Origin of the sequence: Neisseria sp. HMSC066H01 (assembly GCF_001837375.1) — a bacterium.
Taxonomy (GTDB): domain Bacteria; phylum Pseudomonadota; class Gammaproteobacteria; order Burkholderiales; family Neisseriaceae; genus Neisseria.
On sequence record NZ_KV832189.1, the window covers coordinates 306,108 to 326,834 of the forward strand.

General features: G+C 51.2%; 17 protein-coding genes. 2 read left to right on the plus strand and 15 right to left on the minus strand.

Annotation, left to right across the window (positions count from 1 at the left end; genetic code table 11):
* Window positions 1–42: 42 nt before the first annotated feature.
* The 5 genes from HMPREF2551_RS01720 to ybeY form a co-directional block, all read right to left on the minus strand.
* The gene (locus tag HMPREF2551_RS01720; protein ID WP_070836895.1) at window positions 43–954 is read right to left on the minus strand and encodes a MetQ/NlpA family ABC transporter substrate-binding protein; all 912 of its coding nucleotides are present in this window, start codon (window positions 952–954) and stop codon (window positions 43–45) included.
* Between the two features lie 189 nt (window positions 955–1,143).
* Window positions 1,144–1,830, minus strand: coding sequence for a methionine ABC transporter permease (locus tag HMPREF2551_RS01725; RefSeq protein ID WP_070836896.1), 687 nt, complete (start codon window positions 1,828–1,830; stop codon window positions 1,144–1,146).
* A 1-nt stretch (window position 1,831) separates the two neighbouring features.
* A complete protein-coding gene (locus HMPREF2551_RS01730) occupies window positions 1,832–2,569 on the minus strand; it encodes a methionine ABC transporter ATP-binding protein (RefSeq protein ID WP_070836897.1) in 738 nt (245 codons plus the stop codon).
* Window positions 2,566–3,408: an HlyC/CorC family transporter gene (locus HMPREF2551_RS01735; protein ID WP_049322797.1), complete on the minus strand. Its 843-nt coding sequence runs from the start codon at window positions 3,406–3,408 to the stop codon at window positions 2,566–2,568. The genes HMPREF2551_RS01730 and HMPREF2551_RS01735 overlap by 4 nt, the downstream gene beginning before the upstream one ends.
* 1 nt (window position 3,409) lies before the next feature.
* The gene (ybeY, locus tag HMPREF2551_RS01740) at window positions 3,410–3,925 is read right to left on the minus strand and encodes an rRNA maturation RNase YbeY (protein ID WP_070836898.1); all 516 of its coding nucleotides are present in this window, start codon (window positions 3,923–3,925) and stop codon (window positions 3,410–3,412) included.
* A gap of 118 nt (window positions 3,926–4,043) precedes the next feature.
* On the opposite strand from ybeY, the gene hemC reads away from it, so the two are divergent.
* Complete coding sequence (hemC, locus tag HMPREF2551_RS01745; protein ID WP_143128506.1) at window positions 4,044–5,000, plus strand: hydroxymethylbilane synthase; 957 nt, start codon at window positions 4,044–4,046, stop codon at window positions 4,998–5,000.
* Window positions 5,001–5,075: 75 nt separating this feature from the next.
* Here the strand turns inward: hemC and yegQ are convergent, their stop codons facing one another.
* Window positions 5,076–6,431, minus strand: a complete 1,356-nt coding sequence (gene yegQ, locus HMPREF2551_RS01750; RefSeq protein WP_049336697.1) for a prephenate-dependent tRNA uridine(34) hydroxylase TrhP — start codon at window positions 6,429–6,431, stop codon at window positions 5,076–5,078.
* A 327-nt stretch (window positions 6,432–6,758) separates the two neighbouring features.
* On the opposite strand from yegQ, the gene HMPREF2551_RS01755 reads away from it, so the two are divergent.
* On the plus strand, window positions 6,759–7,505 hold the full coding sequence (locus HMPREF2551_RS01755; RefSeq protein WP_070749324.1) for an amino acid ABC transporter permease: 747 nt from the start codon (window positions 6,759–6,761) through the stop codon (window positions 7,503–7,505).
* Window positions 7,506–7,582: 77 nt separating this feature from the next.
* Here the strand turns inward: HMPREF2551_RS01755 and nagZ are convergent, their stop codons facing one another.
* The 9 genes from nagZ to HMPREF2551_RS01800 all read right to left on the minus strand — a co-directional run bounded on the left by nagZ (window position 7,583) and on the right by HMPREF2551_RS01800 (window position 20,668).
* Complete coding sequence (gene nagZ, locus HMPREF2551_RS01760; protein WP_070836900.1) at window positions 7,583–8,668, minus strand: beta-N-acetylhexosaminidase; 1,086 nt, start codon at window positions 8,666–8,668, stop codon at window positions 7,583–7,585.
* Between the two features lie 96 nt (window positions 8,669–8,764).
* On the minus strand, window positions 8,765–10,285 hold the full coding sequence (locus HMPREF2551_RS01765) for a Na+/H+ antiporter NhaC family protein (protein ID WP_070836901.1): 1,521 nt from the start codon (window positions 10,283–10,285) through the stop codon (window positions 8,765–8,767).
* Window positions 10,286–10,418: 133 nt separating this feature from the next.
* The gene (locus tag HMPREF2551_RS01770; RefSeq protein WP_070836902.1) at window positions 10,419–11,918 is read right to left on the minus strand and encodes a DegQ family serine endoprotease; all 1,500 of its coding nucleotides are present in this window, start codon (window positions 11,916–11,918) and stop codon (window positions 10,419–10,421) included.
* Window positions 11,919–12,158: 240 nt separating this feature from the next.
* Entirely contained in the window at window positions 12,159–13,412 is a 1,254-nt protein-coding gene (gene hemA, locus HMPREF2551_RS01775) for a glutamyl-tRNA reductase (RefSeq protein WP_036493228.1), read from the minus strand.
* 149 nt (window positions 13,413–13,561) lie between these two features.
* Window positions 13,562–14,425 (minus strand): RNA polymerase sigma factor RpoH, encoded by an 864-nt coding sequence (gene rpoH, locus HMPREF2551_RS01780; RefSeq protein ID WP_004519690.1) that lies wholly within the window; start codon window positions 14,423–14,425, stop codon window positions 13,562–13,564.
* 279 nt (window positions 14,426–14,704) lie between these two features.
* Entirely contained in the window at window positions 14,705–16,252 is a 1,548-nt protein-coding gene (lnt, locus tag HMPREF2551_RS01785) for an apolipoprotein N-acyltransferase (RefSeq protein WP_070836903.1), read from the minus strand.
* Between the two features lie 55 nt (window positions 16,253–16,307).
* The gene (locus HMPREF2551_RS01790) at window positions 16,308–17,174 is read right to left on the minus strand and encodes a DUF808 domain-containing protein (protein WP_070836904.1); all 867 of its coding nucleotides are present in this window, start codon (window positions 17,172–17,174) and stop codon (window positions 16,308–16,310) included.
* Between the two features lie 111 nt (window positions 17,175–17,285).
* The gene (locus tag HMPREF2551_RS01795) at window positions 17,286–18,668 is read right to left on the minus strand and encodes an efflux transporter outer membrane subunit (protein WP_070836905.1); all 1,383 of its coding nucleotides are present in this window, start codon (window positions 18,666–18,668) and stop codon (window positions 17,286–17,288) included.
* 62 nt (window positions 18,669–18,730) lie between these two features.
* A complete protein-coding gene (locus tag HMPREF2551_RS01800; protein WP_070836906.1) occupies window positions 18,731–20,668 on the minus strand; it encodes a MacB family efflux pump subunit in 1,938 nt (645 codons plus the stop codon).
* Between the last annotated feature and the right edge of the window lie 59 nt (window positions 20,669–20,727).

Genomic DNA, 20,727 nt, shown 5'->3' on the forward strand with positions numbered 1-20,727 from the left:
AGGCCGTCTGAACGTTCAGACGGCCTTTTTTCAAAGAGCGATTTATTTGGTTGCAGAAGCAGTAGAGGCGGCTTCGGCTTGAGCGCCTGCTGCTGCGTTTTCACCCCATGCCGCAGGGTATTTGTAACCGGCAAAGCGTTTTTGTGAGTAGGCTTTGAACTCGTCAGAGTTGTAGGCTTCGGTTACATCTTTCAGCCATTGGCTGTCTTTGTCGGCAGTGCGGACGGCAGACCAGTTAACGTAGGCGAAGCTCGGCTCTTGGAACAGGGCTTCGGTCAGTTTCATGCCGCTGCTCATGGCGTAGTTGCCGTTAACAATGGCAAAGTCAACGTCGGCACGGCTGCGCGGCAGTTGGGCGGCTTCAAGTTCTACGATTTGGATGTTTTTAGGGTTTTCGGTAATATCTGCTTTAGATGCGGTCAGCGGATCAACGTCGGCTTTCAGTTTAATCCAGCCCAATTCGTTCAACATAACCAATGCACGGGCAAAGTTGGATGGGTCGTTAGGTGCAGAAACGCTGACGCCGTCTTTCAATTCGTCCAAAGATTTCAGTTTGCCAGGATAGAGACCCAAAGGAGCAGTCGGTACTTGGAAGGCTTCAACGATGTCCAGTTTGTGTTCTTTTTTGAAGTCGTCCAGATAAGGTTTGTGTTGGAAGATGTTGATGTCCAATTCGCCTTCAGCCAAAGCAAGGTTGGGGCGCACATAGTCGGTAAACTCAATCAGTTTGACTTTATAGCCTTTTTTCTCCAAAGCCGGTTGGATTTGGTCTTTTACCATATCGCCGAAGTCGCCGACGGTTGTACCGAAGACGATTTCTTTTTTCTCTGCGCCGTTATCGGCAGAAGAAGCGGCAGAGGCAGCCGGCGCGCTGTCTTTTTGACCGCCGCAGGCAGCCAATACGATGGCCAGCGCAGCGGCTGAAAAGGTTTTGAAGAATGGGTTGATTCGCATAATTTTGCTCCAGATGGATGATAAAACGGTTTCAGACGGCCTCAAGCTGCCGCTGTTAAAAAAAGAGGGATTGTAAATCTATTTTGGAAAGATGAGGATGTTTTTTGTAAACTTAATGGGAATATATGTCCTAAATAGAGAACAGGCCGTCTGAAAAATAGTAAGCCCATTTCAGACGGCCCGGTTTAATTAACGTTTGTCCAGTTTGCGTGCCAATCTGTTACCAATACCTTGAATCAGGATAACGAGTAAAACCAGGATGGCGACGATGAAGATGATGACCTCCATTTGATAGCGGTAGTAGCCGTAACGGATGGCAAGGTCGCCCAAGCCGCCGCCGCCGATCATACCTGCCGCCGCGCTGTACGACAGAAGGCCGATAGCCAGTACGGTAATGCTGGAAACCATACCTGCGCGCGCTTCATTCAAAAGCACTTTGCAGATGATGCTCATGGGTGAGGCTCCCATTGCGGAGGCTGCTTCAATCACGCCTCTGGGTACTTCGCGCAGGTTTTGCTCGACCAGACGGGCGAAGTAGAACAAGCCGGATACGCTCAGTACCAATGAGGCGGCAACCGGGCCGATGGTCGTGCCGATGATGGCGCGTGTAATAGGAATCATGGCAATCATCAGGATGACGAAAGGGAATGCGCGCATCAGGTTGACCAGATTGTCCAAAAACAAATTCAGCTGTTTGTTGTAGTGCAACTGATGACTTGACGTCACAAACAGCAATACGCCCAAAATCGTACCGAAGATAACGGCGAAAGTAGTCGATAGGCCGACCATAATAAAGGTTTCGCCCAAGGCTTGGATAATTTCGCCCTTCATGCTGGCGATGGTCTCAACAGCACTTTCAAATGTCAAATTTGCCATATTAGTCCTCTCGAATCAGCTCTTGCCCGATTTCGGATTGGGCATGGATTTGGTTGCCGTGTACTTCAACGATTTCCAGCAGACGGCCTTTGTCCAAGAGGGCGGCACGGTCGCACAGGCGGCGGATAACGCTCATTTCGTGGGTAACGATGACGATGGTTACGTTGAAACGTCGGTTGATGTCTTCCAAACACTTCAAAACGCTGCGCGTAGTGGCGGGGTCGAGGGCGGAAGTGGGTTCGTCGGCGAGGATGACTTGAGGTTGCGGCGCCAGCGCACGGGCAATGCCGACACGTTGTTTTTGACCACCAGAAAGTTGGGACGGGTAATGGTTGGCACGGTCTTGCAAGTCGACGATTTCCAAACATTCTTCAACACGCGCTTGGATTTTTTTAGACGGCCATTTGGCAATTTCTAAAGGGAAGGCGACGTTTTCGGCAACGGTACGGTTGCTCAATAGGTTGAACTGTTGGAACACCATGCCGATGTTTTGTCGGGCGTGGCGCAGTTGCGTGGCGTTGAGCGCGGTCAGCTCTTGGCCGCATACGCTGACGGTGCCTGTGTCGGGACGTTCCAATAAATTAATCAGGCGCAGCAGGGTGGATTTGCCTGCGCCGGAATAGCCCATCAGGCCAAAGATTTCCCCCTGTTTGATTTCGAGGCTGGTCGGCTCGACGGCGACAAAGTCTTTGTTGTTGCGTGTTTGATAGTGTTTGGAGACGTGATCCAGAATAATCATGGTTTATCCGTGTTTTCTTTAATTCGTGTGGCCATCAGGGTGTGCAGACGGCGGTTGTCGGCGCGTGCGACGGTAAATTGCAGGTTGCCGATGATGACTTTTTCGCCGCGCACGGGCAGGTGCCCCAATTCTTGAATGACCAGGCCGCCGATGGTGTCGGCTTCTTCGCTGCTGTATTCCGTGCCGAAAAAGGCGTTGATGTCTTCGATTTCGGTTGTGGCGTGGATGCGCCAGCGTTCGGAAGAAACGGCGTGGATATTGTCGGCGCTGTCGTCTTCGTCAAACTCGTCTTCGATGTCGCCGACGATTTGCTCGATGATGTCTTCAAAGGTTACCAGGCCGGATGTGCCGCCGTATTCGTCGATGACAATCGCCATGTGGTTGCGTTGTTCGCGGAATTCTTTTAAAAGGGAGGCCAGTGATTTGCCTTCGGGAACGAAAACGGCAGGGCGCAAGACGGATTTAAGGTGGAACTGCTCGGGGTTAAACATATATTTGAGCAGGTCTTTGGCGTGCAAAATGCCCAAAACTTCGTCTTTGTCTTCGCCGATGACGGGGAAACGCGAATGGGCGGTTTCGATGATGTAGGCTGTGATGCGCTCGATGCTGTCGTTTTCTTTCAATACGTTCATGCGGCTGCGCGTAATCATGGCATCGCGCACTTCTAGCTCGGCAAAGTCCAATACTTTTTCCAGCCGGGTCAGTGTGTCGGCGTCAAAAACTTCCTGCTCGTGCGCTTGGCGCAACAGGGTCAATACGTCTTCGGCGGAGTCGGGCTCGCCGGCAAGTCGGGAGATTAGGCGTTCGAAAAACTTGGGTTTCGACTGCGTACCGTCCATTTTAATATTCGTCCTCTTGGTAGGGGTTGGGGAAACCTGCCGCCAGCATCAGGCGGATTTCTTCGGCTTCCATTATTTCGGCTTCATCGTCTTCGATGTGGTCGTAGCCCATCAAGTGTAAAGTGCCGTGTATGGTCAAGTGGGCAAAATGCTGCTCGGGTGTTTTGCCTTGTTCGGCGGCTTCTTTCAAAACCACTTGCGGACAAATCACCAAATCGCCATACAGGCCGTCTGAAAACTGGTCGGGTAGGATTTCGCCTTCGTTGAGCGCAAAACTCAATACATTGGTGGCGTAATCTTTGCCACGGTAGTCGCGGTTGTAGGCGCGGGCTTCTTCTTCGTCCAGAAGAATCAGGCTGATGTCAGCGCGGCGGTATTCGTTTTTCAAGGCAGACCATGCCCAGCGGTAAAAATCACGTTCGCTCGGAAGGTCGGCGGCGGAAGAGGCGTTTTCAAAGTTCAGATGAAAACGTTGCCGCTGTAAGGATAAAAAAGGATATTTTTTGGCGCGTTTCATGTTGTCCGGAAAATTTGGTTTTTAGGTGTAAATATAACATATTCACCCCCATGCCGTCTGAAAAACCGCCCAAAATATGATAGACTTCATGCCGTTTTCCATCTTTCAGGCAACCATTATGAACCCGAAAAAACTCGTTATCGCCAGTCGCGAAAGCCTGCTTGCCATGTGGCAGGCAAAACACATCCAAGGCCGTCTGAAAGCCCTGTATCCCGATTGCGAGGTCGAGATTTTGGGCATGACCACGCGCGGCGATCAGATTTTGGACAGAACTTTGTCAAAAGTCGGCGGTAAAGGCTTGTTTGTCAAAGAGTTGGAACAGGCTTTGTATGACGGCCGGGCTGATTTGGCCGTGCATTCGATTAAAGACGTACCGATGGATTTGCCTGAAGGTTTCGCACTTGCAGCCATCGGCGAACGCGCCAATCCGTTTGACGCGTTTGTATCCAACCAATACGCGCGTTTGGAAGAAATGCCCAAAGGCGCCGTTGTCGGCACATCCAGCCTGCGCCGCGAAGCCCAGTTGCGCGCGCGCTATCCGCATTTGGTCATCAAACCTTTGCGCGGCAATGTGCAAACCCGTTTGTCCAAACTCGATAACGGCGAATACGACGCGATTATCTTGGCCGCCGCCGGTTTACAGCGTCTGGAATTGGATGAACGCATCCGCATGATTTTGTCAGAATCCGACAGCCTGCCTGCCGCCGGACAAGGTGCATTGGGTATTGAAATTGCAGCGCATCGCGAAGATTTGTACGAAGTCTTGAAGCCGTTAAACCACGATACCACACACGCCTGCGTGACGGCCGAACGCGCGTTGGCGCGCGCTTTGGGCGGAAGCTGTCAAGTGCCGCTGGCCGCATATTGCACTGAAGAAAACGGTTTGCTGACCTTGCGCGGCTTGGTCGGCCATCCTGACGGCTTGGTCGGCCATCCTGACGGCTCGGTCATTTTGCAGGCGGACGCACAAGCCCCTGCCGAATACGCCGATGCCTTGGGTCGCGCTGTCGCCAAGAAACTGGCAGATGACGGTGCGGAAGAATTGATCGCCGCCGTATTGCAAGAACAGGCTTAAAACAGCATAGATCATTTAAAAGATCATTTAAAAAGGCCGTCTGAAACTTTCAGATGGCCTTTGTTTGGTTGATGCTTAAGGATTCATAATCCGCGCAACCAAAGCTTTTTCTTTGCCTTGCATATTCGGGATTTTGACCTGAATGCCGTTGCCTGGGGCAACATCGACAGGCTGACCTTTGCGGGTCATTTGTTCCAATTTGATGGTTTGGTTGCCGCTCGGGTGGATGATTTCGAGTGAATCGCCGATGGCAAAGCGGTTTTTGACTTCGATGGTCGCCCAGCCGTTTTCATCGATTTCGGTAACGTGGCCGACATATTGGCTTTGTTTGGCGATGGAGTGGCCGGTCAGGTAGTTTTGGTAATCCTGAGTTTGGTGGCGCTCGAGGAAGCCGCTGGTGTAGCCGCGGTTGGCAAGGCCTTCGAGTTCGCTCAACAGGCTGTAATCAAACGGACGGCCTGCAACGGCATCATCAATCGCTTTGCGGTAGGACTGGGCCACGCGTGCAACATAATAGAGCGATTTGGTACGGCCTTCGACTTTGAGACTGTCCACGCCGATTTTGGCCAGTTTCTCAACCACTTCAATGCCGCGAAGGTCTTTGGAGTTCATGATGTAAGTGCCGTGTTCGTCTTCCATAATCGGCATCATTTCGCCTGGACGGTTGGACTCTTCAATCAGGAAAACTTTGTCAGCGTAGGGATGGCGTTTTTGACCGTTGATGCCTTCGAAGTTTTGGTTGGCTTCTTCTTGGGCTTTTTCAAAGTTGAAACCTTGCAGAAGCTGGGCATCGCCCGCGTCGCTTTCGACGGCGTTGTGGACCTTGTAGTCCCAACGGCAGGAGTTGGTGCAAGTACCTTGGTTAGGGTCGCGGTGATTGAAGTAGCCCGACAATAGGCAACGGCCGGAGTAGGCGATGCACAATGCGCCGTGGATGAAGACTTCGAGTTCGATGTCGGGGCATTCTTGGCGGATTTCGGCGATTTCTTCCATGCTCAATTCGCGCGACAGGATGATGCGCTCGACACCGATGTTTTGCCAGAATTTTACGCCCCAGTAGTTGGTGGTGTTGGCTTGTACGGACAGGTGAATCGGCATTTCCGGCCATTTTTCGCGCACGGTCATGATCAAACCCGGATCCGCCATAATCAGCGCATCGGGCTTCATGGCAATCAAGGGCTCCATATCGGAAACGAAGGTTTTGAGTTTGGAGTTGTGCGGCAGCGTGTTGACGGTCAGGAAGAATTTTTTGTTGCGCTCGTGTGCCTCTTTAATGCCTTGCTCTAGGACATCGAGTTTGGCAAATTCGTTGTTGCGGGCGCGCAGGGAGTAGCGCGGGCTGCCGGCGTAAACGGCGTCTGCGCCGTAATCGTAGGCGGCGCGCATACGTTCGAGGCCGCCTGCCGGTAATAAGAGTTCGGGTGCTTTCATGTTTTATGCTTTTTAAAATGTTTTCAGACGGCCTTTAAGGGAAGAGGGAAGGCCGTCTGAAAGATGTTTGAAGAATGGGCGGATTATCCGCTGTTTTTGTGTTTCGGTCAATTTTGTGTTGGGTTTGCGCTTTGTTTTTTATACGGAAAATGTCCTATATGGGCAAAGGTGAAAAGGGGTGTCAATTCATTGGAAATGTAAAAAAAGCAGGGTTGGGCGGAATAATTTAACAAAAAACCGTTCAAGCAATGTATTTTCTTGTAAAATATCAAGCTTCATTTTAAAAAATATTCGGATTCGTTACCGATTTTGACCGACGGAAGATTTATGGATTTTCGTTTTGACATTATTTATGAATACCGCTGGATGTTTTTATACGGCGTGTTGACAACGCTGGGACTGACGGTGGTTGCAACGGCAGGCGGCTCGGTTTTGGGTTTGCTGCTGGCATTGGCGCGTTTGATCAATCCGGAAAAAGCCGGTGCACCGATGCGTGCCTTGGCTTGGGTGTTGCGTAAGATTTCTTTTTGGTATGTGACGCTGTTTCGCGGTACTCCATTGTTTGTACAAATTGTGATTTGGGCTTATGTTTGGTTCCCATTTTTCGTTCACCCGGCCGACGGTGTGCTGATTAGCGGCGAAGCAGCTGTTGATCTGCGCCGTTCTTATGGTGCGTTGATTGCCGGTTCTTTGGCGTTGATTGCGAACTCGGGTGCGTATATTTGTGAAATTTTCCGTGCTGGTATTCAATCGATTGATAAAGGCCAAATGGAAGCTGCGCGTTCTCTGGGGCTAACCTATACTCAGGCAATGCGTTATGTCATTTTGCCTCAAGCGTTGCGCCGTATGTTGCCGCCATTGGCCAGTGAATTTATTACTTTGTTGAAAGACAGCTCATTGTTGTCCGTCATCGGTGTGGCTGAGTTGGCTTATGTACAAAGCACGATTACTGGCCGCTATTCTGTCTATGAGGAACCGCTTTATACGATTGCGCTGATTTATTTGGTGCTGACAAGCTTTTTGGGTTGGGTATTCCTGCGATTGGAAAGCCGTTACAATCCGCAACACCGCTAATCGGTTTGAATCAAAAAAGGAAGACTTGAAAAAGTCTTCCTTTTTTATTTGCCGTCAATGTTTCAGACGGCCTTGAATCAGAATGCTTCGCCGACTTTGACACCGCCTGCGATGTCTTTTGGCGTTGCCAGTTTGGCGGTCGCCTGTTGGGCAGCTTGGAATGCTTCGGTTGCCATGATGTCGGCTGCTTCCTGGATGGTCAATGTGTTGGCCATGTATTGCCAACGTGCGGCCAAATCGGCGTTTGCCGGCGCGTGAAAACCGTCTCGCAATTCATCTACCAAGTCAGGGCGGTTGCACACCAGTACAATATCGCAGCCTGCTTCAAAAGAAAGTCGGGCGCGTTCTTTAATGCCGCCGACGCCGCATGCGCCTTCCATGGTCAGGTCGTCTGAAAAGATAACGCCGTTAAATCCGATTTCTTGGCGCAGGATTTGTTTCAGCCATTTTTCGGAGAAGCCGGCAGGTTGGCTGTCGATTTGCGGGTATACGACGTGGGCAGGCATGACTGCGGCCATGCCTGCCTGGCTCAGTGCGCGGAAGGGGATAAGGTCGGCGGCTTCGAGCGCTTCGCGGCTGCGTTCGTCGCAAGGCAGGACATGATGGCTGTCGCCTTCAACAAAGCCGTGGCCGGGGAAGTGTTTGCCGCAAGATTTCATGCCGCCTTTGTTCAGGCCTTTTTGTAAGGCAAGGGCAAGCTGGGTTACGATGTTGGCGTCGCGGTGGAAACTGCGGTTGCCGATGACGGCACATTGACCCCAGTCCAAATCCAATACAGGCGTGAAGGATAGGTCGATACCGCAGGCGGAGAGTTCGGTTGCCAAAACCCAGCCGACTTGTTCTGCTTGGGCGCAGGCGGCTTCTTTGCCTTCATTATCCCAAATTTCACCCAATACGTTCATGGCCGGCAGGCGGGTGAAGCCGTCAATAAAACGTTGAACCCGTCCGCCTTCGTGGTCGACGGCGATGATGAGTTCAGGCGTGCGGACGGCTTTGATTTCTTGAACCAAAGCTTTGAGCTGGGAAACGTTTTCAAAGTTGCGGCGGAACAAAATAACGCCACCGACGGCAGGGTCGAGCAGGCGTTGTTTTTCTTCTTCGGTCAGATGATAGGCGGCGACGTCGGCCATGACGGGGCCGCGTGGAAGATGGGGCGTATTCATTGTTTTGTCCTGAATAATGGATATATGGGTAATTGCAATATTCAGACGGCCTGAGCGTGTCGGAATATCTCAGGCCGTCTGAATATTGGTTTTGAATTAGGCAGTTGCTTTGTTCTTGTCTTTTAAGATGAAAATCAACACAACCATCACGATACCGGTTACCACAAAACCTAAAGGCGCAGAGCCGGTCATGCCTAAAATCAGGTAGCCGATAGTGGCAGAGGCGGCAACGGTCAGTGCGTAAGGGAATTGCGAAGTAACGTGGTCGATGTGGTTACAGTGTGCGCCGGTAGAAGAGAGGATGGTGGTGTCGGAAATCGGCGAGCAGTGGTCGCCAAATACGGCACCGGCCATGACGGCGGACATGCAGGGGATAATCAGCGCTGGTTCGACTTTGACGGCCATGGCGGCGGCAATCGGCAACATGATGCCGAATGTACCCCAGCTTGTACCGGTAGCGAAGGCCATCACGCCTGCGAGCAGAAATAAAATCACGGGCAGGAAGCCTGCATGGATATTGCCTGCCACCAAGGTGGAGAGGTATTCGCCGGTGTGCATTTCGCTGACAACGGTGCTGATGATCCATGCCAAAATCAAGATGATAATGGCGCCGCGCATAGAGATGATGCCCTGCCAAACGGCTTTGGGATAATCGCTGGTTTTGATGGTGCCGATGGTGCAGAGGATGACGGCCAATACGCCGCAAGTGCCGCCGAACACGAGGGAAGTGTTCACATCGGTATTTTCAAATGCGCTGAGCAAAGAGAAGGTTTCAGAAGCTTGCGCGCCTGTGTAAATCATGGCGGAAACCGTGGCGGCGATGAGTACCAAAACCGGTACAATCAGTGCGAATACGCGGCCGTTGGGATGGCCGGTGTCAATGGTTTCATCATGAATTTCGTTTAAAGCGGCGCGTTCCAAACGAGCCATTGAGCCGATATCGAAAGAGAACCAGGCAACGACAAACACCATAATCAATGCGAAGACGGCATAGTAATTCATCAGGCTCATGGCCACGAATGCCCCCATCGGTGTGTAGCCTGTGATGTTGTACGTTACCAAAAGGCCGGCCAAAGTAGCAATAATCGATGCGCCCCAGCTGGATACCGGCATCAAAACGCACATCGGTGCGGCAGTGGAGTCCAGGATGTAAGCAAGTTTGGCACGGGAAACTTTGAATTTGTCGGTTACAGGGCGGGCAATCGCGCCGACGGCAAGACTGTGGAAATAGTCATCAATAAAGGTAACGAATACCAGGCAGGCAGTCAGCAGCTTCGCACCGCGGCGGCCTTTGATGTGCTGTTTCGCCCAATCGGCAAATGCTTGGTTACTGCCGGAATGCGTCAGCAGGGAAGTGAAAATCCCCAAAAGCACTAAGAAGAGCAGGATTTTGGGTTTGCCCAAAGACCAATCTCCGTCCGCCCAAGTCAGGCTGACAGCCATGTCTTTCAAGTGAACCAAGGCATCAAGCGGATTGCCGCCTACCAGCAGGAATGAGCCGACGATAATGCCGACACCCAGGGACAGCAATACACGGCGCGTGGCAATGGCCAGGGCAAGCGCGATGGCTGCCGGAACAATGGATAAAATAGAATTCGAATAATTAATAAGTTGCATAATTATATTGTATATAAGCGGTGAAATATTTTCAGACGGCCTAGATTTGGAAAGCGGATAACAAAATACCCACCGCCTCTGACTGATGGGTATTTTATCATTTAACGCATCATCATGCCGTCTGAAAATCTTGCTATTGCAGATTGAGTGCGAGGAACAAGGTATTGCCGTCGCGTTGCACCAGAAGCGGTACGTTTTTGCCTGCGCTTTCCAAGGCGCTGCGGAAGGTGGATTCGTCATTGACGCTGATTTGGCTGACGGCAATGATTTCGTCGCCGCGTTTGAGGCCGGCACGTTCGGCCGCACCGCTAACGCGCAGAACGATCAAGCGTTGTTTGCCGTCTGCGTTTTCAACCTGCAAAGTCAGGCCTGCGTTTTCAACGGCAAAGCCGTCATGGCCGCCTTCGTGTTGCGGCTGTTCGGTTTCTTTGGCCGATGTTTCCGTTTGTTCGGCTGCGCTGCCAAGTTTGACTTTGACATCGGTTTGTTTGCCGCCGCGCCAAATGCTCAAAGTGACTTCTTTACCCGGCATCATCGAGCCGACCATGACCGGCAAATCGCTCGAAGCGCGGACTTCTTCTCCGTTCACGCTGCGGACAATATCACCGACTTGCAAACCGGCTTGTTGCGCTGCGCTGTTCGGCATGATTTTGGCAATCAGCGCGCCGCTTGCTTTGTCCAAACCGAAAGATTTGGCCAAATCGTAAGAAACTTCTTGGATAACCACGCCCAATTGGCCGCGTTGGACTTTGCCGTTGGCTTTCAATTGATCGGCCACATTCATGGCAACATCAATCGGAATGGCAAACGAAATACCCATGAAACCGCCGCTGCGGCTGTAAATTTGCGAGTTGATGCCGACTACTTGGCCGCGGAGGTTGAATAACGGGCCGCCTGAATTGCCGGGGTTGATGGCAACGTCGGTTTGGATGAACGGCGTGTAGTTTTCATTCGGCAGGCTGCGGCCTTTGGCGGAGACGATGCCTGAAGTTACGCTGTTGTCAAAGCCGAATGGCGCGCCGATGGCGGCTACCCATTCGCCTGGTTTCAAATCTTTCGGATTGCCGATTTTGACAACCGGCAAGTCTTCTTGTGGCTCGATTTTTAAGAGGGCAACGTCGGATTGGGCGTCTGAGCCGACCAGTTTGGCCGTGTATTCGCGTTTGTCGTTGAGCAGGACTTTGATGTTGCCCATGCCGGCAACCACGTGGGTATTGGTCAGGATATAGCCGTCTTTGCTGATGATGAAGCCGGAGCCGAAATTCAAATCATCGCTTTCGGCCTCTTCTTGAGGCATATCGGGCATATTGGGAACGAGGCGTTTGAAGAACTCGTAAAACGGGTCGTTGTCGGGGAATTGGCTCAGGTCCATGCTGTGGTCGTCATCCGGTGTCGCAGTGCGTTTTGCCGGAGTTGCTTGAATATTGACGACGGCCTGTCCTTCGTTTTGTACCAATTGGGCGAAATCGGGCAACAGCATGCCGACCTTACCGTCATCGGTATTGGTTTCTATGCGTTGGACGAGTTCTTTGCTTTCTTCTTTGCCGAAAAAGGTGCTGACTTTGTCGCAACCTGAAAGAAGGGATGCTGAGAGGACAGCAAGGGCCAGATATGTGTTTGTTTTAATATGCACGAAAGTTCCTTTTGCCGGTGCCTATCGTATTGTCGGCATGTATTTGGGCCGGCAGGCAGTTTTATTGTTTGAATGTTGTTCAAATGTATAAAGTAGGATTTTTACACTTTAACGGTTTTTTTTCAAGCATTTCATTTTAAATGAAAAAATGATGATTGAAATTTGTTGTTTTGAGGCCGTCTGAAAACTTTGGCATAGAACCTGTTGTCTCGCTTCTTTCAGACGGCCTTTAAATTACGGTCAGTCGTGTTGATCCAAATGGTAGATCTGCGCCACAGCATCGATTAATTCGCTGTTGTCCGAGCCGGCTTTGTTGAGCGTGCGTGTCGGAGAGTGGAGCAGTTTGTTGGTCAACTGAATGGAGAGGCGTTCGAGGACATCCTCGGCCGATACGCCTTTTGCCAGTTGTTTCATGGCATTTTCCAGCACTTGGCGGCGTGCGCGTTCGCCTTCGTCGCGCAAGGCGCGGATAAGCGGAACGCTTTGGCGGTTTTTCTGCTGGCGGATAAATTCGCTGACCTTTTCTTCCACCATGCTTTCAGCCGCCGCCGCTGCCTTTTTGCGCGCGTCTTTACCGCTTTGGACAATATCCATCATGTCGTCCACGGTATAGAGATATGCGTCTTCCAATTCGCCGACTTCGGCTTCAATGTCGCGCGGAACGGCCAAATCCAGCAGGAAAACGGGCATGTTGTGGCGTTTTTTCAATGCACGTTCGACCATACCTTTGCCAACGAGGGGCAGTTGGCTGGCGGTGGAAGAAACAACCACGTCGTAATCGTGCAGAATATCGGGTAATTCATTCAGCAGGCAGGCTTCGGCGTTGACGCTGAGTTTGTCGCACAATTCCTGCGCACGCTGGTGTGTACGGTTGGCAACGGTGATGAGCTTGGGATTTTTGGCGGCAAAATAAGTGGCCACTAGCTCGATCATTTCGCCTGCACCGATAAAGAGGACATTAAGGTCGGAAATGGAAGGGAAGATTTGCTCTGCCATTTTGACCGATGCGGAAGCCATAGAGACGGAGTTTTCGCCGACAGCGGTATCGGTGCGCACTTCTTTGGCAACGGCAAAGGTTTTTTGAAACAGGGCGTTTAAGTGGGTATTGATGCTTTCTTGTTCTTGCGCAACGCGGACGGCATCTTTGATTTGGCCGAGAATTTGCGGTTCGCCCAAGACCATGGAATCCAAACCGCAGGCGACGCGGAAGGCGTGGCGGACGGTTTCGTTGTTGTCTAGGGTGTAGAGGTAGGGGCGGATTTCTTCGACGGGCAGATTGTGATATTTTGCCAACCAGTTGATGATTTTTTCGGATTCGCCGACGCAGTAAAGCTCGGTGCGGTTGCAGGTAGAAAGAATGACTGCTTCTTCCGCCGCCTCGCTGCGCGCGAGGTTGGACACGGCATCCGGCAGATTTGCAGCAGCAAATGCCAGTTTTTCGCGTATGCTCAAGGGCGCGGTTTGGTGGTTGAGTCCGACGACGGTAAGTTGCATGGTTATGGTATGACCGGGTAGTGTGTGTGGTGGCTATTATAGCTTAAGTGGGCTTTAAAATGAATGTGTTGGGGGAATAAGATACGACGAGGTTTGCCATCGAAAAGGCCGTCTGAAAAGATTCAGACGGCCTTTTTATCAAGAAAGGCTTAAACGGCTTCTGCTTCTTCTGCCAAGAAACCGCGCAGTTTTTGCATGGCTTTGGCTTCGATTTGGCGGATGCGTTCGGCAGATACGCCGTATTCGGCAGCCAATTCGTGCAGGGTCAAACCGCCATCGTCTTGCAACCAGCGGCTTTCAACGATACGGCGGCTGCGGTCGTCCAGTTGCGCCAAGGCGTTTTGCAGACCTTCGGTTTGCAGGGCGTAGTGGGCTTGTTTAGACAACTGACGGCTGGGCTCTGCATCGTGGTCGGCCAACCAGTCGATAGGGGCGAAGTTGTCCTCGTCATCGTTGTTTTCTGCCATGATGCCGATGTCGTGGCCGGTCATGCGTTGTTCCATTTCCAAGACTTCGGACAATTTGACGCCCAAATCGTCGGCGATTTCTTGCGCTTCTTTTGGAGACAAGGCATTCAAGTTTTTACGCATGCTGCGCAGATTGAAGAACAGTTTGCGCTGCGGTTTGGTTGTGGCCACGCGGACCAAACGCCAGTTGCGCAAAATGAATTCGTGGATTTCGGCTTTAATCCAATGCACGGCAAACGAAAACAGGCGCGCGCCGCGACTTGGTTCGTAGCGTTTGACGGCTTTCATCAGGCCGATATTGCCTTCTTGAATCAGGTCGGCTTGGTTGAGGCCGTAGCCGTCGTAACCGCGTGCGATGGATACGACGACACGAAGATGGGACAGAATAAGCTGTTTGGCGGCGTTGAGGTCGCCTTTTTGTTGACGTTCGGCCAGTTGCGTTTCTTCTTCGGCAGTCAGCATGGGAATGCTGTTGACTGTATGAATGTATTGCTCGAGGCTACCGTTGCCGCTGTGGATAACGGGTAATGCAAAAGCTTTATTCATAAAAGGATGCTCTCCTTGATTAGGCCGTCTGAAAACGGCTTTTTGTTTATTGTGTGACAAGCAGTATAACACTGCCTGTGGTTTGTTTTGTTATGGGTTGGATTTTTTCTGTAAATTAAACGACGGATTCAATAGTTTTTGCTGCTTAAATTGCAGGAGTTGATTGTCTTTGAAAATTTGAGTGATTTGCTAGGTTTTGGATAAGTATATTACAAACATTTCTGTATGTAAATAGTTTTATCAATAAAAAAGACCTTGTATAACAAGGTCTTAGAATTCTTATTCTGGTTTCTTCCGGCCAATCAGAATGAGGAATACGCCGATAACGGCCAAAATACTGATAAGCCAGGTTGAGCCGCCTGCTTTCATATAAGGCGTTTCGCCGATGTAGCCTTTGACGTGGCCTTCGAGGACGGTTTCTGTATCCGGTTGGGCTTCGGCAACAATCGTGCCTTTAGGGGAAATAATGGCGGTTGCGCCGGTATTGGTGGCACGAACCATGTAGCGGCCCAGTTCCATCGCGCGTGCTTGGGACTGTTGAAGCTGCTGGTACATGGCATTGGATTTGCCGTACCACGCCATATTGCTGATGTTGGCAAGCAGGGTGGAGCGTTTGGCCGTTGCGATGAGTTCGTCGCCGAAACCGTCTTCATAGCAGATATTGAAGGCGACTTTTTGATCTTTCATTGTCAAAGGCGCTTGGTTGTCGCCGCCTTTTTGGAAGTCGGCCAAAGGCATATCCATCATTTTATAGAGGCGCTCGGTAATGATGGGCAATGGCTTGTATTCGCCGAATGGAACCAGGTGGTTCTTGGCGTAGTAGGGGATGGTATCGGAAGTGCTGTTGTGATAGTCGCTCAAATTGATGACGGCATTTTCGTAGCCGTTGCCGTCGGGCGTATATTGGCTGATACCGATGGCCAATGCGCTGCCGTTGCTTTGCGCCTGTTCGGCGAATTGTTCCAAGATGCCTTCGGGCAGGTCCTGGCGCATCAGCGGCAGGGCGGTTTCAGGCAGGATGACGATGTCGGCACTGGTTTTGCTGATTTGTTCGTAGTATTTCTGAATGGTCGGAATGATTTGTTCTTCTTTCCATTTCAGATTTTGCTCGATATTGCCTTGAATCAGGGCGACGGTGCTGGTGCTGCCGTCGGGGCGGGTGTATTCGGTTTGTTGGGAAATGTAGCCGACGGAGCAGAGCGCAACGATAAGGAATAAGGGCAGAAGGCGATGTTTCAGACGGCCGTGGTTGTCAATCAGCAACACCAGCCATGCGCTGAGGAAAGCGGTTGCCAGCGTAACCATATGAATGCCGCCCAACGGCGCGAAGCCTGCCAACGGGCTGTCTTTGATGATTTGGGAATAGCCGATGGCGCCCCAGCCGAATCCGGTCAGGAAGCGTTCGCGGGCAAATTCTGCCAGCGTCCACAAAATCGGCAGCAGGAGGCCGGTTTTGGCCCAGCGCGCCAGGTTGCATTTTCTCCACACCCAAAAACAGATGGCCGGATAAAGCGCAAGAAATGCCGGCAGCAGGAAGGTGAGGGGGATAGCGTATGAATCCGGCAGACCCGAAACATCATGCAGGGCAGTGTGTATCCAATAAAACTGCGCCGTATAACCGATTAATCCGAACAGATAGGCAGTTATGACGGCAAAGCGCGGACGCAATTCAATCAGGCGTATCAGCGCGCCGAACAACAGCGGCATCAGCCAGAAATGATAATACGGGGCGAAAGTGAACGGCGTCGCGGCGGCAATCAAGATGACCAGCGGCCAGTACAGCAGCGGGTGTTGCCAGTATTGTTCGAGTTTACGGAAAATATTCATGCTTTAAATGGTATTGAGGCCGTCTGAAAGGTTTTCAGACGGCAGGGAAACAAAATCAGTCTTTTTGAAACAGTTTCATTGCAGGCAGGACAATGGCGCAGGCCAATGCACCGGCGGCTACTCCGATCACTAGATTGGCGATATGTTCCATCATGCCGCTGTCCCAATGTTGCGCGTGGAGGAAATCGTGCAAAAAACCAAGGTTGTGGGCGATCAGTCCGCCGCCGACCAAGAACATCGCCAGCGTGCCGACAATGCTCAAGCCGCGCATAAACCAAGGCATAAATGAAATCAAACCGCATCCGATGCCTTGTACGGTGGCACTTTTTTGGCGCATCAGCATCATACCGAGGTCGTCAAGTTTGACGATAATGCCGACCAAGCCGTACACCAACACCGTCATGCCGATACCGATGGCAACCATAACCAAAGAACGTGTTATCAGGTCATATTTTTCAACAACGCCCAGCGCAATAATGATGATTTCGGCGGAGAGGATGAAATCCGTGCGGACCGCGCCTTTAACTTTTGTTTTTTCGTCTGTGACTTCAGGCTCGGCATTGTGTCCATCTTCGTGTTCATTGCGGTGTAGAAATTTGTGCAACAGTTTTTCTACGCCTTCAAAACACAAATAAACACCGCCGATCATCAGCAAGGGCGTAATCAGTGCAGGCACGAAAGCGGAAAGCAACAGCGCAAGCGGCACCAGAATCAGCTTGTTGACCAGAGAGCCTTTTGCCACCGCCCAAATAATCGGCAATTCGCGCTCGGCAGATACGCCGGTTACCTGATTGGCGTTGAGCGCCAAATCGTCGCCGACCACGCCGGCGGTTTTTTTGGCGGCGACTTTGGTCATCATCGCTACATCGTCCAAAACGGCGGTAATGTCGTCCAAAAGCGTAAAGAGAGAGGCGAAGGCCATAATGTTGTCCGGATAAAATCAAATAAACGCGCGATTATATATGAAAATTCAGTTGCTTGAATGGTTTCAGACGGCCTTTGACGGAAATTAACCAAAGGCCGTCTGAAAATGCTATTTCGGCGTATAACGTCCTGCCATGGCTTTGTACACCATATTTTCGTATTTTAAAGCCTCATAGCGTTGGTTCAGCAGGTTTTGCGCCGAGCTGTATTCCGTATTCAAAGCCTCCAGCCAGTCTTTCAGTTCGTTTTTACCGTGTTGGTAGCGGACTTGATAGTAATGGCTGTTTTTCTTGTCCAACTGGTAACGCTGTTCCTGATTGGCAAGGCCGGCCTGCGCGTTTTTGTAGGCAAGGTAATTGGTATTGACTTCGTTGAGCGCAGTGGTCAGGGCTTTTTCAAAATTCAGCTTGGCGCTGTCTATCTCCGCTTGTACGGTTTTGTCTTTCCATTTCATGGTCTGCCAATTAAGGAAAGGCAGATTGATGGTGGCCGAGCCGCCTAACATGGGGATATTGAACGTGCTTTTTGCTTTGTCGGAAGACGTACTCAAACTTGCGCCCAAAGTAATCGACGGATACCAACTGCGTTTTTGCGCGTTGACCGATTGTTGCGACGCTTGCAGGCGGTATTCGGCGGCGCGCAGGTCAGGGCGGTTGGCCAAAACGGTAATCGGTACGTCCAAATTTACACCTTTGACCGGCAACAGACGGAATTGTGCCGGATCGGCGGCCATGTTTTCAGACGGCCTTAAATTCAATAAATTACGCAAAACCTGTTTTTGCGTATCCAAATTGTTTTGCAAAGACAACAGGCTGTTTTCTGCGTTCAACAATGACTGTTTGGCTTGGGTCGGCTGGCTGGAGTCAGCCCGGCCGTAGCGGAACTTGGCATTCGCAATGCGGTTGATTTCCTGATATTGCTTCAGCGATTTTTGCGCCAACTCGATGGCTTCGTTCAGGTAGGCAATATTGAAATAGGCATCGGCGACATTATTAATCAAAGTCAGGCGCGTGTTGGCCATGTCTTCATGCGTGGCTTGGTATTCCCATACCTGCGCATCGGCAGTGGCACTGAGTTTGCGCCACAAATCCAATTCATAGCTCAAGCCAAGCTGGCTGCTGAAGGTATTGCCGTGGCTGCCGGTTTTCAGGTTTTTAGAAGCATTCGCACCCAACGAGCCGCTGAACGAAGGTACCAAATCCGCACCCAAAATATTGGCTTGGTACAAAGCCTTGTTGACGCTGATGGCCGCCTGTTTCAAATCGACATTGTTCGCCAGCGCCTGCTCCATCAGCGCATTAAGCTGCGGGCTTTGGTAGATTTCCCACCAGTTGCCGTTTACATCGTAGCGTTCGGCAGTTTCCGCCGCACTCATGACTTGGCCGGTTGCTTCCAGCGTCAGGTTCGGATTGGCTTTAGGCGCGGCGCACGCACTTAGGACAAGGGCAACAGCCAAGGATAAGGCTGCTTGGGAAAAAGGTTTTGTCTTCATAAAAATCTTTCGGGTAACGGCATTTCAGACGGCCTTAAGATAATAGGCCGTCTGAAACATAATCAATCTTGAGCTAAGGCATCAATCGGGTTGAGCTTGGAAGCCTTGTTGGCAGGCATAAAGCCGAACGCGACGCCGATGGCGGTGGAGCAGACCACTGCGCCGATGACGGAAGCCATGGAAATGCTCATCGGGAAATCGGTAACAAAATAGTTGAACACCAGGCTGATGCTTGCGGACAACAATACGCCCGAAAGGCCGCCGATGATGCAGATTAAAACGGCCTCAATCAGAAACTGCTGCAAAATATTGTTGCGCCGCGCGCCGATTGCCATGCGCACGCCGATTTCTTTGGTACGCTCGGTAACGGAGACCAACATGATGTTCATCACGCCGATGCCGCCGACCACCAAAGAGATGACCGCGATGGAAGAAATCAGCAGCGTCATGGTGCCGGTCGTGCTTTCAACCATTTCTTTGATGCTGTCGCTGTTGTTCATAAAGAAGTCTTCTGTACCGTGGCGTGCTTTCAGCAGCTCGGTCAGGCTTTTTTCGGCAACCTGCGTGTTGGCATCGTCTTTGATTTTGACAACGATGGAGTTGGTATAGCTTTCGCCGGTAATTTGGTGCATGACCGTTGTATGCGGCGACCAAAGCATCAGCGAGTCGGAATTGCCGAACGAGTTGTCATCCTTTTTCATAATGCCGATGACGGTTAACGGGCGTTTTTTGAAAAGGATGGTTTTGCCTAAAGGATTAACTCCTTCGCCGAAGAGTTTGGTTTTGGTGTTTTGGTCGATAACGACGACTTGGGCATCGGTTTTTACATCGTCATCATCAAACAGACGGCCTTCTTCCAATTTCAAACCGCGCACGTCGAAATATTGCTCGCCTACGCCGTAAAGCGAGGCGGTCAGGTCGGTGTTGCGGTAGGTCAAGGTGCCGCCGGAGTTGGTTTGAGGGGTGGCAGAGGCGACGTAGCTTTGTTGGCTGATGGCTTTTGCGTCATTAATCGTCAGTGTCTTGATTCGTCCGCTTCTACGGTCGCCAAAACCGCGTCCGGGGAAGATACTGATGGTGTTTGTGCCCATCGAGTTGATGTCTTCCAGGATTTTTTGTTGAGAACCATTACCCAACGCCACCACCGATACCACCGAAGCAATACCGATAATAATCCCCAGCATGGTCAGCAGCGAACGCATTTTGTGCGCCATAATCGCCTGTACCGACATTTTGAATGCTTCCATAAATTGATCGTAATAAAACGACCAAGAAGCTTTTTCTTTAATCCGCTCCACTTTGCTGGGCGGAATATCAGGATTTTTAGACGTATCCGAAATAATCTGACCGTCGCGGATTTCGATGACGCGGTTTGCGTTTGCCGCAATGCCCGGATCGTGGGTGACCATAATCACGGTATGTCCGTCTTCGTGCAGCTTGTGGATGATTTCCATCACATTTTTACCGCTGGCGGTATCCAATGCGCCGGTTGGTTCGTCGGCAAAGATGATTTCGCCGCCGTTCATCAACGCGCGGGCAATCGAAACACGCTGTTGCTGGCCGCCGGAAAGCTCGCTGGGTTTGTTGCCTTCTTTATTTTGCAAACCCAAATCGCCCAATAATTTTTCCGCACGTTCCGCGCGCTCTTTGCTGTCCATGCCCATATACACGGCAGGCAGGGCGACGTTGTCCCGGGCAGTCAGCGAGCTTAACAGGTTGTAACGCTGGAAAATAAAGCCGAAACGCTCACGGCGCAAAGCCGCCAGCTCATCCGGCTGCATTTGCGATGTTTCGATGCCGTCGATTTGATAAGAGCCGGAAGTGGCGGTATCCAGACAGCCCAAGATATTCATCAGCGTCGATTTGCCCGAGCCGGATTGGCCGATAATCGCCACAAAGTCGCCTTTCTCAATAGAAAGGCTGACATCTTTCAATACGTGCACACGGTTTTCACCGCTACCGAAAAAACGGTTGATATTCTTACATTCGATTAAACTCATAATCTTTCCGGGCGAAAAATAGACATACAGAAACCAAGGCCGTCTGAAACACAGCCAAA

Coding starts and splice junctions, on each gene's coding strand:
- HMPREF2551_RS01800 (WP_070836906.1), bottom strand. CDS start 20,668: ATGAGTTTAATCGAATGTAAGAATATCAACCGTTTTTTCGGTAGCGGT.
- hemA (WP_036493228.1), bottom strand. CDS start 13,412: ATGCAACTTACCGTCGTCGGACTCAACCACCAAACCGCGCCCTTGAGC.
- HMPREF2551_RS01790 (WP_070836904.1), bottom strand. CDS start 17,174: ATGGCCTTCGCCTCTCTCTTTACGCTTTTGGACGACATTACCGCCGTT.
- lnt (WP_070836903.1), bottom strand. CDS start 16,252: ATGAATATTTTCCGTAAACTCGAACAATACTGGCAACACCCGCTGCTG.
- HMPREF2551_RS01720 (WP_070836895.1), bottom strand. CDS start 954: ATGCGAATCAACCCATTCTTCAAAACCTTTTCAGCCGCTGCGCTGGCC.
- HMPREF2551_RS01730 (WP_070836897.1), bottom strand. CDS start 2,569: ATGATTATTCTGGATCACGTCTCCAAACACTATCAAACACGCAACAAC.
- HMPREF2551_RS01725 (WP_070836896.1), bottom strand. CDS start 1,830: ATGGCAAATTTGACATTTGAAAGTGCTGTTGAGACCATCGCCAGCATG.
- HMPREF2551_RS01755 (WP_070749324.1), top strand. CDS start 6,759: ATGGATTTTCGTTTTGACATTATTTATGAATACCGCTGGATGTTTTTA.
- HMPREF2551_RS01765 (WP_070836901.1), bottom strand. CDS start 10,285: ATGCAACTTATTAATTATTCGAATTCTATTTTATCCATTGTTCCGGCA.
- ybeY (WP_070836898.1), bottom strand. CDS start 3,925: ATGAAACGCGCCAAAAAATATCCTTTTTTATCCTTACAGCGGCAACGT.
- HMPREF2551_RS01735 (WP_049322797.1), bottom strand. CDS start 3,408: ATGGACGGTACGCAGTCGAAACCCAAGTTTTTCGAACGCCTAATCTCC.
- rpoH (WP_004519690.1), bottom strand. CDS start 14,425: ATGAATAAAGCTTTTGCATTACCCGTTATCCACAGCGGCAACGGTAGC.
- HMPREF2551_RS01795 (WP_070836905.1), bottom strand. CDS start 18,668: ATGAAGACAAAACCTTTTTCCCAAGCAGCCTTATCCTTGGCTGTTGCC.
- hemC (WP_143128506.1), top strand. CDS start 4,044: ATGAACCCGAAAAAACTCGTTATCGCCAGTCGCGAAAGCCTGCTTGCC.
- yegQ (WP_049336697.1), bottom strand. CDS start 6,431: ATGAAAGCACCCGAACTCTTATTACCGGCAGGCGGCCTCGAACGTATG.
- nagZ (WP_070836900.1), bottom strand. CDS start 8,668: ATGAATACGCCCCATCTTCCACGCGGCCCCGTCATGGCCGACGTCGCC.